At 34.8% G+C, this 14067-nt stretch carries 9 protein-coding genes and 1 tRNA gene; 4 read left to right on the plus strand and 6 right to left on the minus strand.

Annotated features, from left to right (window positions below):
* Window positions 1-3 precede the first annotated feature (3 nt).
* The 3 genes from GWK10_RS17360 to GWK10_RS17370 all read right to left on the minus strand — a co-directional run bounded on the left by GWK10_RS17360 (window position 4) and on the right by GWK10_RS17370 (window position 1606).
* Complete coding sequence (locus GWK10_RS17360; RefSeq protein WP_164033669.1) at window positions 4-234, minus strand: FeoA family protein; 231 nt, start codon at window positions 232-234, stop codon at window positions 4-6.
* A gap of 103 nt (window positions 235-337) precedes the next feature.
* The gene (locus GWK10_RS17365; RefSeq protein ID WP_164033670.1) at window positions 338-907 is read right to left on the minus strand and encodes a DUF3592 domain-containing protein; all 570 of its coding nucleotides are present in this window, start codon (window positions 905-907) and stop codon (window positions 338-340) included.
* Window positions 908-931: 24 nt separating this feature from the next.
* Entirely contained in the window at window positions 932-1606 is a 675-nt protein-coding gene (locus tag GWK10_RS17370; RefSeq protein WP_164033671.1) for an SCO family protein, read from the minus strand.
* 163 nt (window positions 1607-1769) lie between these two features.
* Between GWK10_RS17370 and rseP the strand changes: the two genes are divergently transcribed.
* The gene (gene rseP / locus GWK10_RS17375) at window positions 1770-3089 is read left to right on the plus strand and encodes an RIP metalloprotease RseP (RefSeq protein WP_164033672.1); all 1320 of its coding nucleotides are present in this window, start codon (window positions 1770-1772) and stop codon (window positions 3087-3089) included.
* A gap of 98 nt (window positions 3090-3187) precedes the next feature.
* Window positions 3188-3261, plus strand: a tRNA-Asn gene (locus GWK10_RS17380).
* Between the two features lie 355 nt (window positions 3262-3616).
* Here GWK10_RS17380 and GWK10_RS17385 read toward each other — a convergent pair.
* The 3 genes from GWK10_RS17385 to GWK10_RS17395 all read right to left on the minus strand — a co-directional run bounded on the left by GWK10_RS17385 (window position 3617) and on the right by GWK10_RS17395 (window position 10544).
* A complete protein-coding gene (locus GWK10_RS17385; RefSeq protein ID WP_164033673.1) occupies window positions 3617-6463 on the minus strand; it encodes a CBM96 family carbohydrate-binding protein in 2847 nt (948 codons plus the stop codon).
* A 182-nt stretch (window positions 6464-6645) separates the two neighbouring features.
* Window positions 6646-7413 carry a LytR/AlgR family response regulator transcription factor gene (locus GWK10_RS17390; RefSeq protein WP_164033674.1) on the minus strand — a complete coding sequence of 256 codons (768 nt, stop codon included), beginning with the start codon at window positions 7411-7413 and terminating at the stop codon, window positions 6646-6648.
* A gap of 44 nt (window positions 7414-7457) precedes the next feature.
* The gene (locus tag GWK10_RS17395) at window positions 7458-10544 is read right to left on the minus strand and encodes a sensor histidine kinase (RefSeq protein WP_164033675.1); all 3087 of its coding nucleotides are present in this window, start codon (window positions 10542-10544) and stop codon (window positions 7458-7460) included.
* Window positions 10545-10840: 296 nt separating this feature from the next.
* Between GWK10_RS17395 and GWK10_RS17400 the strand changes: the two genes are divergently transcribed.
* Together GWK10_RS17400 and GWK10_RS17405 are read left to right on the plus strand one after the other, a co-directional pair.
* The gene (locus GWK10_RS17400) at window positions 10841-12403 is read left to right on the plus strand and encodes an NAD(P)/FAD-dependent oxidoreductase (protein ID WP_164033676.1); all 1563 of its coding nucleotides are present in this window, start codon (window positions 10841-10843) and stop codon (window positions 12401-12403) included.
* A 61-nt stretch (window positions 12404-12464) separates the two neighbouring features.
* On the plus strand, window positions 12465-13952 hold the full coding sequence (locus GWK10_RS17405; RefSeq protein ID WP_164033677.1) for a YfcC family protein: 1488 nt from the start codon (window positions 12465-12467) through the stop codon (window positions 13950-13952).
* Window positions 13953-14067 lie beyond the last annotated feature (115 nt).

Here is a 14067-nt window from a genome sequence, read left to right on the forward strand (position 1 = left end):
GGATTAGGCTATTTCTTCAATTTCAATAAAGGCAGCTGTTTCTTTGCGTATGGCAAGGTGGCATCCATTAATATCTAAATACATGGGGTCGTTAAAAGGTGCTACCTGTAATAATTGAACCTCGTTGCCGGGGAGGCAACCCATTTCTAATAGTTTAAGAGGAACAAGATCAGACTCCACATTTTTAATAATTGCACGTTCTCCTCGTTCTAAATTAGCAACGGTTCTTTTCAATTTTTATTTAGATTGATTTTAATTAAGAGCAAAAATACGGGAAAAACTATTAATGAAAAATTAAAATTGACAGTTATCTCATCTGGTTTGTCACGGTAAAATATCAGTCGAAAACGACTATTACACTTAGTAAATAATAAATGAAATATGTAATACCAATACTTAAAATCAAACCTACTAGTAAACCTATAAATATCTGGTTATTCACTCGATTTTCTAAACATGCTTGGTCATGCTTTTTGGGATTGTAGTAAACAGGAATTTGCTTGCCAATAAGAAGCTTATTTTGTTCTTCTGTTTTTATAAAATCGGCCTGTTCAAAATAATTGCCCTTGTATTTGCTTATGTGTTTATAGTCTTTAATAAAGAGATAATCGCTTGGAGCGGTCTGGTTAGAGGTATATGTTTTAGCGCCAACAATATATTCATAGGTCTTTACAATAATGAATCTAAAATCGCCATCAACGCCGCTTCCAAATTTTTTAAACCTAATTTCAGTAGCAATAACCTTACCGATGACCCGTTTCCAGTTTCGGCTTTTTCGCATTTGTATATAACCTACAATTCCCGAAATAAATAACCAATACGAAAAGTACAGAAATAGCAGCGTAAAAATGCAAATGAATATTGTTGGAATTGTTTCTAATCCCCAATTGTCAAGGTTAAATTTCAAAATGAGCTATTTAGAATGCAGTTATTAATCAACATAACTTTCCTTTAAAATTTTGATGTCCTTTAGAAGTTTTTTGATTTCTTCTTCTTTCGTTCCGTCATAATAACCACGAACGCGTTTTTCTTTGTCTACTAACATAAAATTCTCAGTATGTATCATATCATAAGGTCCGCCGTCACCGTCATCTTGCACTGCCATATACGACTTTCTCGCTAGCTCATAAATCTGTTTTTTGTCACCTGTTACTAAGTTCCATTTACTACCAATAACACCTTTTTCTGTGGCATATTTATAGAGTTGTGCGACCGAATCTATTTCTGGAGTTACCGTATGAGAAAGTAGTTTGACTTCAGGGTCATTCAAAATTAATTTTTGAACATCGCCCATGTTTTTGGTCATGATTGGGCATATGCCTTGGCAAGTGGTAAAAAAGAAATCAGCCACATAAATCTTGTCTTTATAATCTTCTTGTGTAATCGTATCACCGTTTTGATTGACAAGTTTGAAGTTGGCTATTTTATGATATTTTTTTTTGTGTTGAATGCTGCTGTCAACCAGAGATGAATCCACTCCATTGGGATTAATAATAGGAAGCTTTTCTTTTTGCTTTAAGGCATTGTAAAACAAAAAAATGATAATGATAGAGAGCATCAGAAAAACAATTCCAAAGACTTTGTATCGACTAAAAAAACTGATCATATTCGCTGATTTCGTTCTGCAAAATTACGACCAGAATACCATAAACTTTGGAGGTTTTCATTAAAAAATTCATAAAAACAAACCGAGGCTAGAACTATCTTTTTTTACATAGCGCTAAAAACGTACTTTTACGCCCTAATTTTTACTGATACAAATCTCCCTTATGGACATTGTTGTACAGATTGCACAATTTATAGCAATCATTTCTTTATTGGTCGTTTTACATGAGTTAGGCCATTTTATTCCGGCTAAACTATTCAAGACTAAGGTTGAGAAATTCTACTTGTTTTTTGATGTTAAGTATTCCCTTTTTAAAAAGAAGATTGGCGAAACTGTTTACGGTATTGGCTGGCTTCCGCTTGGAGGTTATGTCAAAATTGCTGGAATGATAGATGAGAGTATGGATAAAGAGCAAATGAAGTTGCCACCAAAACCATACGAATTTAGATCAAAACCAGCTTGGCAACGATTGATTATTATGGTCGGCGGAGTCGTAGTGAATGTTTTACTCGCTTGGCTTATTTATTCAACCTTATTAATAGTAAAAGGAGATACTTATATTCCCGTTGAAAATTTAAAGGATGGATTACAAGTTACCGCTGAAGGCCAAAAATTAGGTTTTCAGGAAGGTGATAACATTATAGCAGTAGATGGTGAAAAGATCAAACGTTTTGATGAGATCATGCTTGAGGTTATTCTTGCGGATACAGTTGAAGTAATAAGAAACGACAAAAAAGTATTTATTCCTATTACCGATGAGGCACTAGGTGAGGTGTTTACCGGATTAAAAAATCCATTTTTTGCACCGAGAGTTGAGGCTGTTATAGGTCATGTAAGAGACACCCTTAATGCTGGTGAAGCTGGATTAAAAGAAGGGGACAGAATTCTTTCAGCAAATGGGAAACCTATTCGATTTTGGAATGAGTTTGTGAGTGCAATAGAGGATACGGAAAATGCAAACCTTAATTTAACTATTGATCGAGACGGAAGGCAAATAAACAAATCGGTTTATGTAGACAAGGGTGAAGCTATTGGTGTTGGTACAATGGCAGGAGCTGCATTATTTAAAACTGATGAATATTCATTAGGAGCAGGAATCCCCGAAGGTTTTAAAAAGACATTTCGAGAATTAAGCAAGCAAATACGTCAATTTAAAGTAATCTTCAAACCGAAAACAAAGGCATATACCCAGGTAAAAGGCCCTATTGGTATTATCGAAGTATTACCTAAGACCTGGGACTGGGGCTTTTTCTGGAGATTTACAGCCATGTTCTCAGTATGGCTAGCATTTGTAAATATCCTACCAATTCCAGCCTTAGACGGTGGGCATGTCATGTTCTTATTATACGAAATGATTACAGGTCGTAAGCCAAGTGAGAAGGTATTAGAATATGGTCAAATTGCAGGATTTATTTTCCTAGTTGCTTTAATGGGAATCATTTTCGGAAATGATATCTGGAATATTATTAAAAGATTCCTTTAAAAAATGAATTCTTTTGTTTTGGAGCTTTAAAAAAACTATTATATTTGCACCCGCCTAAGCAAAATAGTTTGCTTGAAAAGGTATTAAAATATTGAAATTCCTCCTTAGCTCAGTTGGTTAGAGCATCTGACTGTTAATCAGAGGGTCCTTGGTTCGAGCCCAAGAGGGGGAGCTTAAAAAGCCAGTCAAAAATGACTGGCTTTTTTGTTAACTTTAGTTTGGTGTCTAAAACTGTCTACATGTTATATTCTCAAAAGGCTCAATTGATTCAATAGAGGTAAAACTTTAGATTTTGATCAACGAATGGAGTTTCATGAAAATGGCAATTACATAAGTTTACCGGGCAGTAATGGTAATTGGAATTTTTGATTACTGTCTTATTTAGTCTATCGCCTAGTTTTCGTAAATACGCTCTAAATGTAAGCTTAGTCTTAGCCCCATTTGACCCGAGAAAAGGGCAATAATAGTGCTACCCGTCATTTAAAAATGAGCAGCACATGTCTAAATCCTTGAATTTAAAAAAACAATTATTGCTTAATAATTTTCTTTCTAATACTAAAATTAGAGACAGTACCTTCTAGACGAAGAAAGTAAAGGGAACTTGCAATTTTAGCAAGATTAGATATCCGAAGCTCACCATTGCGCATAGTAATCTTATCGTCTAAAATCACATGTCCGAGAATATCGACAATTTTAACTTTAAATACTTCATTCTCAAGTTCTGGAGGCAGATTAATGCTAATCTCTTCGGTAAATGGATTTGGAACTATCTTGAAACCTTCTAATTCATCATTATCTGTCTCAGTGTCATCGGTTGCTTCTTCGTCATCTGTTGTTTCATCTTCATCCGGTGTTTCATCACCATCCGTTGTTTCATTATCATCTGTGTCCTGCGCATCCTGACAGAGAGCAGTGCTAGTGTAAGTGTCATTATCAGTTTCAGTACCTGATAAATCAGTAATCATAGTAACGTTACCAGGATTATCTTGTTCAAGTGGCGGCTGAGGCGGTGCATCTGCACCAGGTATGAGGATGAGTTCAGGAAAGTTATATAAGCCCTCTTTTGAAACCCAATCTGTTCGACCGCCTGAAAGCTCAAGGTCTCTTAAATAAATCGATACTATTTTATCGCCTACTAATTGCTCATTTACAAAGGTGGTAACATCCCATTCATACCAACCTTCACCAGAGTCTAAAGTTGTGGTACTAATTTCGACACCAACTTCTGTGGGCATATTATGGTAAATTAGATCTTCTTCTACCCAAGAATCATCTTCTATTCCTAGTGCTGTAATATTATAGTTGTCTCCTGAACCTTTTCTGTAAAGCCGAACAATGGCCTGTTCAACTTCGGAGTGCATTGACTGTTGAAGACTAAATTTTAAAAAGGTTCGCCTATCCCTAAATTGATTACTGCCCATTCTTAATTCCCCACTACCTCCAAATGGTTCATCCTCACGATCGCTTACGTATGTGTCATCTATAGGCCTTAAACTATTAGGGTTTGGAGCTGGCCAAGAAGGCGGCAACCTAAGTGGTGGACTCTGCAAAGATTTACCGGCTACATCTAATTGAGCCAGATAGAGGTTTGGGGGACACAGAAAATCTGGGTCTATGGTTTCATGCCAATGATCTGAAGTAATGGAAGTGGTTTCATCTGTAGTTATTCCAACCACTACATTGTTAAGGTTTTGGTCTGGATAGGATATGTTTTTTCCTGCTTTGATATTCCAATACACCGTATTTCGTCGAGAATCTCCTCCAAAACGCGAGTCTTCTCCTAAGTCAAATTCAGTGTAAAGATTGCTCCTATCACTGCCCGATTTATGTGTAATAACACCACCAACAAGAGATTTTACTTTAGAAAACACATTGTTATTAGCTCCTTGATGAGTCCCAATATCATGAGCCCATTGCCCGGTAATGAGCACGTCGTGTACCAAACAATTACTAGCACCATATAGAGTTATTCCGTAATGCCCAACCATATTCATCTGGTTTTGACGCAAGGGCCTTCGCTCATATTGGTCTAGAAGAATGTTCATAGTACTAATATGATCTCCACTTACTCGAAGCCCAAGATTGGCATTCTTAACAGAGATATTGCGTATCCAACTATGCTCTGCACCAGCAAAAATACCATTCGCTCCAGTACCGCTAAAATGTCCACTATGTTGTTCCTCCCTAAACTCAAGGGTGAAGTTCTCTATACTACGGTGAGTCCCACCATTAAAGTTGATAAATCCTGCCCCTTGAGCGTGTGTATAATCAAGCTCGGGATAAATTTCACTTAAATTATTAGGAAACTCAAGTATGGTCTCATACATGTCCTCTCCTCGAAGCACAAAATAATCCTGATCATTAACTTGAATCCAATCTTCAATTCTATACCGGCCATTAGGTACAAAAACAGCCATATTGTTAGGACAAGCCGCAATGGCATCTCTAAAGGCTTGGGTATCATCATTAACACCATCACCAATTGCACCAAAATCGAGTACATTAACTCCTACTGGCCATTCTGGGATAGCATCACCTTGCATATATCCTACATTTGAAAAGTCTTGAACAAGACCATTAGGGTCCCAAAGCTCACCGCTTTCTCCCCAAATATCAGTATTTTCACAAATCTCAGAGTCATTTACTGTAGCTGTCACTCGAGCTTGGTTATCTACCCTGCCTAAATCAAAATCATCTTGTGTGATGGAATAATCCGCTTTGTAGATCCACGCCTCGTTTTCATCTAATTCGTTGTCTCCATCTATATCACCTTCTAAGTATTTTATTTCTACATAGGGATTGGGAGCTCGAAATAGGTAGTCTTCTACAATTATATTTGTGAGGGTAACATCACCCGTATTTTTCACTGTATAGTTATATGTGATGATTTCTCCAACACTAAGACATCCATCATCATTAGCATCCTGTAGTGTGCTTTCATTAACAAGGGCGATTTGAGGTCCAGTTAATAAAGTTGCAGAATTAGGTTTAGTTGGGTTTTTACCACTAAGATTTTCTGATACATTGACCCATCTAGACTTAATTAGCGAAAACACAGACTGTTTTCTTGCACTAACTTCTTCTAAATTATCCAGATTTACTGTTTTAAGGTTGTTGAAGGCAATTACATTTGTAGTATCTATGTCAAGAAGAGCGAGTGAGTTTTTATCATTGCTGACCTCTGGCATAGATATAGTTGCCTTATTTAGATCAATATCTTCAGTTTTAATGCGGGTGTAAGCAGATATTTTTTTTTCTTCCAGTTGCTCTAAAGTTTGTGCGTAGCACTTCGTCGTAAAGTCTGATTTTACGAAACTAGGAATTAAGTATAGAAAACAGAAAAGAGTACCGTGAGTTAAGCGTAAGTAAAACATTTTAAAAGAATTGGGCAATTAAATATATTAAGAATTGTACCGGGAAGATATTTAATGTTAGAAGCGAGGAATATGAACAACCAATGATCATATAGAGGAAAGAACGCTTTTTACTTCCATCTAAAAAATACTAATTAACCAAAATGAATACTTACAGGAGGTAGACTGAAAATTGTATTTTCTTATTTTTTTAAGTTTAAATAACGAAAAAGACCATCACGTCTTCTTGTGGCTATAGGAAAGTAACACTCATTTATTAATTTACATCTTCCTCCATCTCTTTTATCTATAGATGCCATATGTTTTAAATTTATAATATATTTTTTATGTATTCTATAAAAGCCAAACGGTGTAAGGTCATTTTCATATTCGCCAATGTTTTTTGTTGCTACAATTTTGCTTCCATCTATTAAAAAGACTGATGTATAACGACCATCAGATTGTAGATATAAGATACTATCATATTTAATGATTTGAATATCATTGAGGGATGCAATCGCGATGAAATTGGAGTTATTTTTGTTGACGATTATTGAGTCTAGTGATTTTTTTTGATCTTGTAGAGAATAAATCTCCTTAGAATAATTTTGATAAATTCTTTGTGTAGTTTTTATCATTTCATCGATATCTACGGGTTTTAAAATATAGTCAACGGCATGATATTTAAAAGCTTCAATAGCAAAATTATCATATGCCGAAACAATAACAATTTTTATGTTTTCATATGCTATTTCTTCTAAAAGGCTAAAACAGGTTTGATTTCCAATTTGGACATCCAAGAAAAGCACCCTAGGAGGGTTTTGGTTAATTAGTTTTTTTGCATCAGCTAAATTGAAGGCGATTCCAGTTAAATTAATAGTATCGCAATAAGTATTTATAATATGGGCCAATAATTTGGCACCTTTAGGATCATCTTCAACAATAATTGCTGATAAGGCATTTTTTAACATGTGCTTTTTAGTTTATCCAAGTGATTTTGGGATAGAATTGTTACTTATTCTAACGTAAATCGTAAAATAGCTTTAGTACCTTTTGGAGTGTTATCTTCATATAAATCTATTACATTATATGTAATTTGTTTTTTTTTAGAGATGGAGTTTAATATTTCTATTCGTTCTTTCATGATATCCAGGCCAAAAGAATTTCGTTTAGGATCTTTTTTAATTTTTTTCTTCATTGCGCTTTTTCTTCCAATCCCATTATCTTCAACCTCAATAATTAAGTGTTTTCCTTTTCTTAAGAACCGAATCCAAAGCTTTCGATTGTTTGTTTTTGGAGTCAATCCGTGTATAATTGCATTTTCAACTATTGGCTGTATGATTAATGAGGGAATAAATGTTGTTTCAATATTGAGCGTTGAATCTAGAGTTATAAAGTATTCCAAATTTTGTTCTAGTCGCAAATATTCCAATTCTAGATAAGACCTTAGAAGGTCTATTTTTTCTTTCAATGAGGCATAGCTCTTTCGGTGTAGCGTCAGTGACTTTCTCACTAATTTAGAATACTTTACCATGTACTTATTGGCTTTCTTAGGATCGTCTAATAAAAGTGTACTTTGAATTGAATTTAATATATTGTATACATAATGAGGGTTCATTTGTGCTCCCAATTCGTTGGATCGACTTTTAAGAAGCTTGTATCGTTGTTCAACATTATTTTTTCTGGAGCGGTAGAAAAGGGCAAAAGACACTAACAACGCAGAAGATAATATTAGGACAATCCATGGATTTCTATATAATTTTTGAGTGACCCTAATCTTATATTTTAAGTAATTCGAAATAGTTCCAAATTCATTTATCCCTCGAATCTCTAAATTATGTCGGCCAGGCGATAATCCAGCTAAATTTAACTCATCTAACTCACCAATATTTGTCCATTGTTGATTGTTACTAATTAAGCGATATTGAAATCTGGCTCCTTGTTTGCGAAGCCCTTCATTATAAGCCAATTTTAGATTAATGTAATTAAACGCTTCTGGGATATTAAATTCATCTACTTTATCAAGACCAGTAGTTTTTATTTGTGTTTCATTTAAGTTATCGAAATAATAAGAAGCTTCTACAAGCGAAATATGATTGGTATTTTTTTGCTGTAGATGTGAAAGCGGTTTAAAGCTTACTACTCCATTGATTCCTCCAAAAAAGAGTAAACTATCCGACTCTTTATAAAATGATTTTTTATTAAATTCATTATCAGGTAGACCACCTTCTAATTTATATACTTCTTCAATCCCCTTTTCTTTGTTGAAACGCACCAGCCCATTATAAGTACTGATCCAAAGCGTATTTTGAGTTTGTAAAATTCCCGTAATATAGTTAGTTGAGGGCTCCCCAAAATCATAAAACTGATTTTTATAAGAATTGAAATTTATTTTTTGAAGTCCTTTTTTTGTTCCCACCCAAACAATATCTTCCTCTTCATCAGGAACAATTACCGATACATTGTTATCAATAAGTGGGTAGTTAGGATCTTTGTTTTTGAAATGAATAAGCGCTCCATTAGTAAGATTTTGTTTGTAAAGCCCTTCGTTATTAAATAAACCAATCCAAAGACTATTATTATTTTTATCCAAATAAAGGGTTTCAATATACTTGTTGTTTAAGCTCGTAGAATCGTTAATTTTATTGAGGTCATGGGTTACATTATTTTTAGTATCGTATTTGAAAAGCCCTTGATCTGTTGCCAATAAATAAGAGATAGAGTCTTTTATGGCTATATCTGAGATTATTTTTACAGCGTTTTTGGATTCTTCAAATACAGGTAAAATTTTAAATTCGTTTTTTTCTAAATTAATTAAATAGACATCATTTGAATAGCCATAAGCAAGAACTTCAGAATCCGATATTTTTTTGAACCCATAGAGTGCATATTGAGCAATATCTTTAACATTATTTGGTGAAGCTGTTCTAAAAACAATTTCTGAAAATACATTCTCTCCTTTTTTCAACTCGAAAAAACCTTTGTTTGTTAACATAATGACAGAGCCATCTTTTTTACTATAAATCGATCTACAACTTACATTATTTATTAGCTGATTATCTCTAGAGCGAAACGGATAGGTTAAATAAACTTCAGACTTACGCTTAATTTTGTTGATTTTATTGAAGCTTGCAACAGTAATTTCATTTCCATCTATAATTGGCTTATATACTTTTCCATTAAAGGAATAGTGCTCAGAGAGCATTTTTTTATTCTCATTTAAGTACAAAAGGGAGAAGCTATTTTCAGGGTAATCATTTGATGCTGGAAAATGGATGTACCGTTTTTGTTTATCCTCTATAATATCTTTAAATATGAATGGTGCTTGATAGTGGTGCACATTAAATTCTGGCAAATAGGTATATCTGTATTTTTTATTTTCAAATTGATACGTCCCTGTCTCATTAGTTGGAAATAGGGTACCATTTGAAGAGTAGTGATAAAAACCTATATTACTTGAATAGTTCCCTAAATGAGTAATACTATTATAGTCAAAAAGATAATAATCCCTCCCTATTCGAAATATAATGTTTCCATTATGCAGAGTTGATTCAATTTCAATTATTTTTTTGTCCTCAGAAATATTGATATACTGGCTCATATCAAATACATTCAATTCAGTTCCTTGCTTACTAATTTTGATTAATGTTTTTCCACCTATAGTAGTCCATACATTTCCTTGGAAGTCTTTTATGAAGTCTGTAAAAAATACATCTTTTTTTATTGGGTGAGAATATAGTATCGAATATAACCCAGTAGTTTTATTAAAGGTGAAAATAGTTCTTCCATTATTACAAAGTATAGTAGAAGGGTTAATTTCAATTAGGAAGATGATATTCTCTGGGCTTTCCAGTTCTATTGAATCAAACGGAAAAAACACTTTGTGGTTTCCAGCATGCTTAATAAGACCATTACTATGGTCAGACCATAAAAAACCATCTGAACCTCTTATAATAGTGAAGTTTTTTAGCAATAGTCCTTCATGGTCATAAAAAGGATAACTAGATATTTGAGCTTCTTGAGAATTGACAAAAAAAGTTGTACATAGAAAGACATATACTAGCAAAAAATGAGTTGGGTAATAGGTCACAATTTTAATCAATACTTGGTCATGATTTTAAGTTAATAAAATTAGTAATGAGTACGTGTTTCATTTTAAGGTTTATGGATTGGTTTTCACCAAAGTCTTGTAAATTTAATACTTAGAACTTTAGTAGTCGATAGTTGTGTGGTTTCAAAAGACATTTGATTATTACCTAGAGAGCCTAGAAGAAATTGTTAAATATCGTGAGGAATGTTTAAAACAACTCTGAGTTCAATGTAATGAGCCTCAGTTTCAAAATGTAGCTAACTTCCATGTAATTAATGTAGTTTTGATAAATACATTAAATCAAGCTATTGTCCACACTCGTACAAATAAATGTCCTTCCGCATCAAGTAGAAGATGAAGATTATATTGCAGAGGCCGCATTGGCAAAAGCAAAATTACGCACCGACGAAGTTCGCGAGTGGAACATTAGAAAACGGTCTATTGACGCTAGGAAATCGCCCGTAAAAATCTCGTTACAAATTGAATTTTGGAAGCTTGGTGAAGAACGGTCAGATATACCACCGTTTGTGCCTCAGGATGTTTCTAATGCAAAAGAAGTAGCAATTATCGGTGCAGGACCATCCGGATTGTATGCTGCATTACGAGCAATAGAAGGTGGACTAAAACCTATTGTATTTGAACGCGGAAAAGATGTACGAGCAAGACGTCGCGATCTTGCAGCGATTAATAAAGATCATATTGTAAATCCCGATTCTAACTACTGTTTTGGCGAAGGAGGAGCAGGCACCTATTCCGATGGAAAACTATATACCCGTTCTAAAAAACGGGGAAATGTATTGAAGGCGCTACAGTGGTTTGTACATTTTGGTGCAGTAGAAGATATTTTGGTCAATGCGCATCCACATATTGGAACTAATAAATTGCCTAAAATTATTGTGGCAATGCGGGAGGCGATTATCGATCATGGCGGAGAAGTGCGTTTCAATACAAAGCTTACCGATCTTAAAGTGGAGGATAATGCGATCAAAGCTATTCAATTAAATAATGAAGAGTGGCTTGAGTATGACAACGTGATTCTGGCTACTGGACATAGTGCAAGAGATATTTTTTACCTATTACATAAACGGAATATTAAAATAGAAACAAAACCCTTTGCTATTGGCGTTCGAATAGAACATCAACAAGAATTAATAGATCATATTCAATATCACGGGGATAGTGATAATTCGTATTTGCCTCCAGCTTCCTATAGTTTAGTAGAGCAAGTAGATGGTATGGGAGTATATTCTTTTTGTATGTGCCCAGGAGGGATAATTGCCCCCTGTGCAACAGCACAAGAAGAAGTAGTGACTAATGGTTGGAGTCCTTCTAAACGCGATAATCCCTATTCTAATTCAGGAATTGTTGTAAGTGTTACTCCAGAAGATCTACCTAATTATAAGGAAGGTGATCCTTTTGTGTGTCTCGATTTCCAGAAGAAAGTAGAGCGCGATTGTTGGGAAGCGGCGGGAAAAACACAGGCAGTTCCAGCACAACGTATGAGAGATTTTATAGATGGAAGAGTATCTAAGGATTTTCCAAAAACGTCCTATCAACCGGGTATTGTGTCTGTAGATTTGAACACCGTTTTGCCACCACTTATCGCAAAAAGATTGAAAAAAGCTTTTATGGCGTATGGCAGGAAAATGAAAGGTTACCTTACTAATGATGCCGTATTACATGCTCCAGAAAGTAGGACTTCGTCTCCCATATCAATCCCCCGTGATCCTGAAACATTAGAGCATATAGAAGTAAAAGGATTATATCCATGCGCCGAAGGTGCGGGCTATGCTGGTGGGATTATTTCTGCGGCTATCGACGGAATAAACTGTGTTGACAAAGTGATTGAAAAAGTGAAGTCTCAGGATTAAATCAAACGATTAATAATTATTAGGGAACAAAATATTAATTTCAGCACCATAGATTAAAACCATGAAAAAATTCCCATCAGCGCAAACAATTTTATTAGTGATCTCGGCATTTGTGGCGATTCTAACTTGGCTAATTCCATCGGGAAAATACGATTCTTTGTTGTACAATGCTGACGAAAAAGTTTTCGTGATAACTGGAGTAGATACTACAGAAAAACTTCCAGCTACCCAAGAAAGCTTGGCAAAACTTGATGTAAAAATCCCTTTACAAAATTTTACTTCGGGTGCCATTTATAAACCTATTAGTATTCCTGATACCTATAAATCAGTCGATGCAGAACCTCAAGGTTTTTTTGAATTTGTAAAAGCGCCGATAAAAGGAATTATCGAAACTGCCGATATTATTTTTTTGGTACTCATTATTGGGGGCTTGGTCGGTATTGTTGAAAAAACAGGCGCTTTTAGCGCTGGTATTTCATGGCTTTCAGAATTTTTGAAGGGTCGCGAAGCAATTTTAATTATCAGTACCACTTTTCTTATTGGTTTGGCCGGTACAACTTTTGGTTTTGCGGAAGAGGCAATCGCTTTTTTACCCATTTTAATTCCAGTTTTCCTCGCGGCTAAGTATGATGCTATGGTGGCAATTGCTAGTGTGTTTTTAGGTTCGCAAATAGGTACAATGACATCGACAACTAATCCGTTTGCCACAATTATAGCTTCGGATGCAGCCGGAATAAAATGGACCTCTGGTCTTGAAGGGCGAATTATGATGTTTGTGATTTGTATTACAATTACGATTGTATTTCTATTGCGTTATGCTCGAAAAGTTCGCAAGGATCCTACAAAATCGGTGGTGTATGACCAACGAGAGCAATTGCAACAACTATTCGGGACATCGAATGAAGGAAGTACATTAAAGCTAACTGGAAAACTAAGACTGATTTTGACAGTTTTCACCTTGAGTTTTGTGGTTATGGTTATAGGAGTCTCGGCATTAGATTGGTGGTTTGTAGAAATGACATCCTTGTTTCTATTTAGTGCTATAATCGTTGCTATTATTTATCGAATGAAGGAATCCCAATTTGTAAAGGCATTTACAAAAGGTGCTGGCGAATTGTTAGGCGTTGCATTTATTATAGGTCTCGCACGAGGTATTTCCATTCTCATGGCTGACGGTATGATTAGCGATACCATTTTATTTTATGCTAGTGACCTGACTAATGATATGGGAAAAGGGCTTTTTATTAATGTACTTTTCGGGATATACAACGTAATTGCTTTTTTCGTTTCTTCAACCTCAGGTACTGCTGTATTAACAATGCCAATTATGGCACCTTTGGCCGATACCGTCGGGATAGGCCGAGAGCATATCGTTAGTGCATATCAACTAGGGCATGGTGTTTTTAATATCATTAATCCAACAGCATTAGTATTAGCATTTTTAGGTGTTGGACAACTGGGATATGATAAATACTTAAAATTCGTATTTCGGCTAGTTGTAATACTTGCTTTGGTGTGTATGGTTTTTTTGACTATCAGTGTTTATTAAGCATAATACGATAAAATTCTTCACATATTTGTATTGCACTTCTTGCAATTATTATTCGGATTAATTGGAGAGTGGGATAAAATCTAATCACTTAAATTGATCATTTTGTTTAGCA

This window comes from Spongiivirga citrea (genome assembly GCF_010671565.1).
GTDB classification, from domain to species: domain Bacteria; phylum Bacteroidota; class Bacteroidia; order Flavobacteriales; family Flavobacteriaceae; genus Spongiivirga; species Spongiivirga citrea.

Excerpts from the sequence above, each read along its gene's own strand:
- GWK10_RS17370 (WP_164033671.1), bottom strand. The coding sequence starts at position 1,606 with ATGATCAGTTTTTTTAGTCGATACAAAGTCTTTGGAATTGTTTTTCTG.
- rseP (WP_164033672.1), top strand. The coding sequence starts at position 1,770 with ATGGACATTGTTGTACAGATTGCACAATTTATAGCAATCATTTCTTTA.
- GWK10_RS17385 (WP_164033673.1), bottom strand. The coding sequence starts at position 6,463 with ATGTTTTACTTACGCTTAACTCACGGTACTCTTTTCTGTTTTCTATAC.
- GWK10_RS17390 (WP_164033674.1), bottom strand. The coding sequence starts at position 7,413 with ATGTTAAAAAATGCCTTATCAGCAATTATTGTTGAAGATGATCCTAAA.
- GWK10_RS17405 (WP_164033677.1), top strand. The coding sequence starts at position 12,465 with ATGAAAAAATTCCCATCAGCGCAAACAATTTTATTAGTGATCTCGGCA.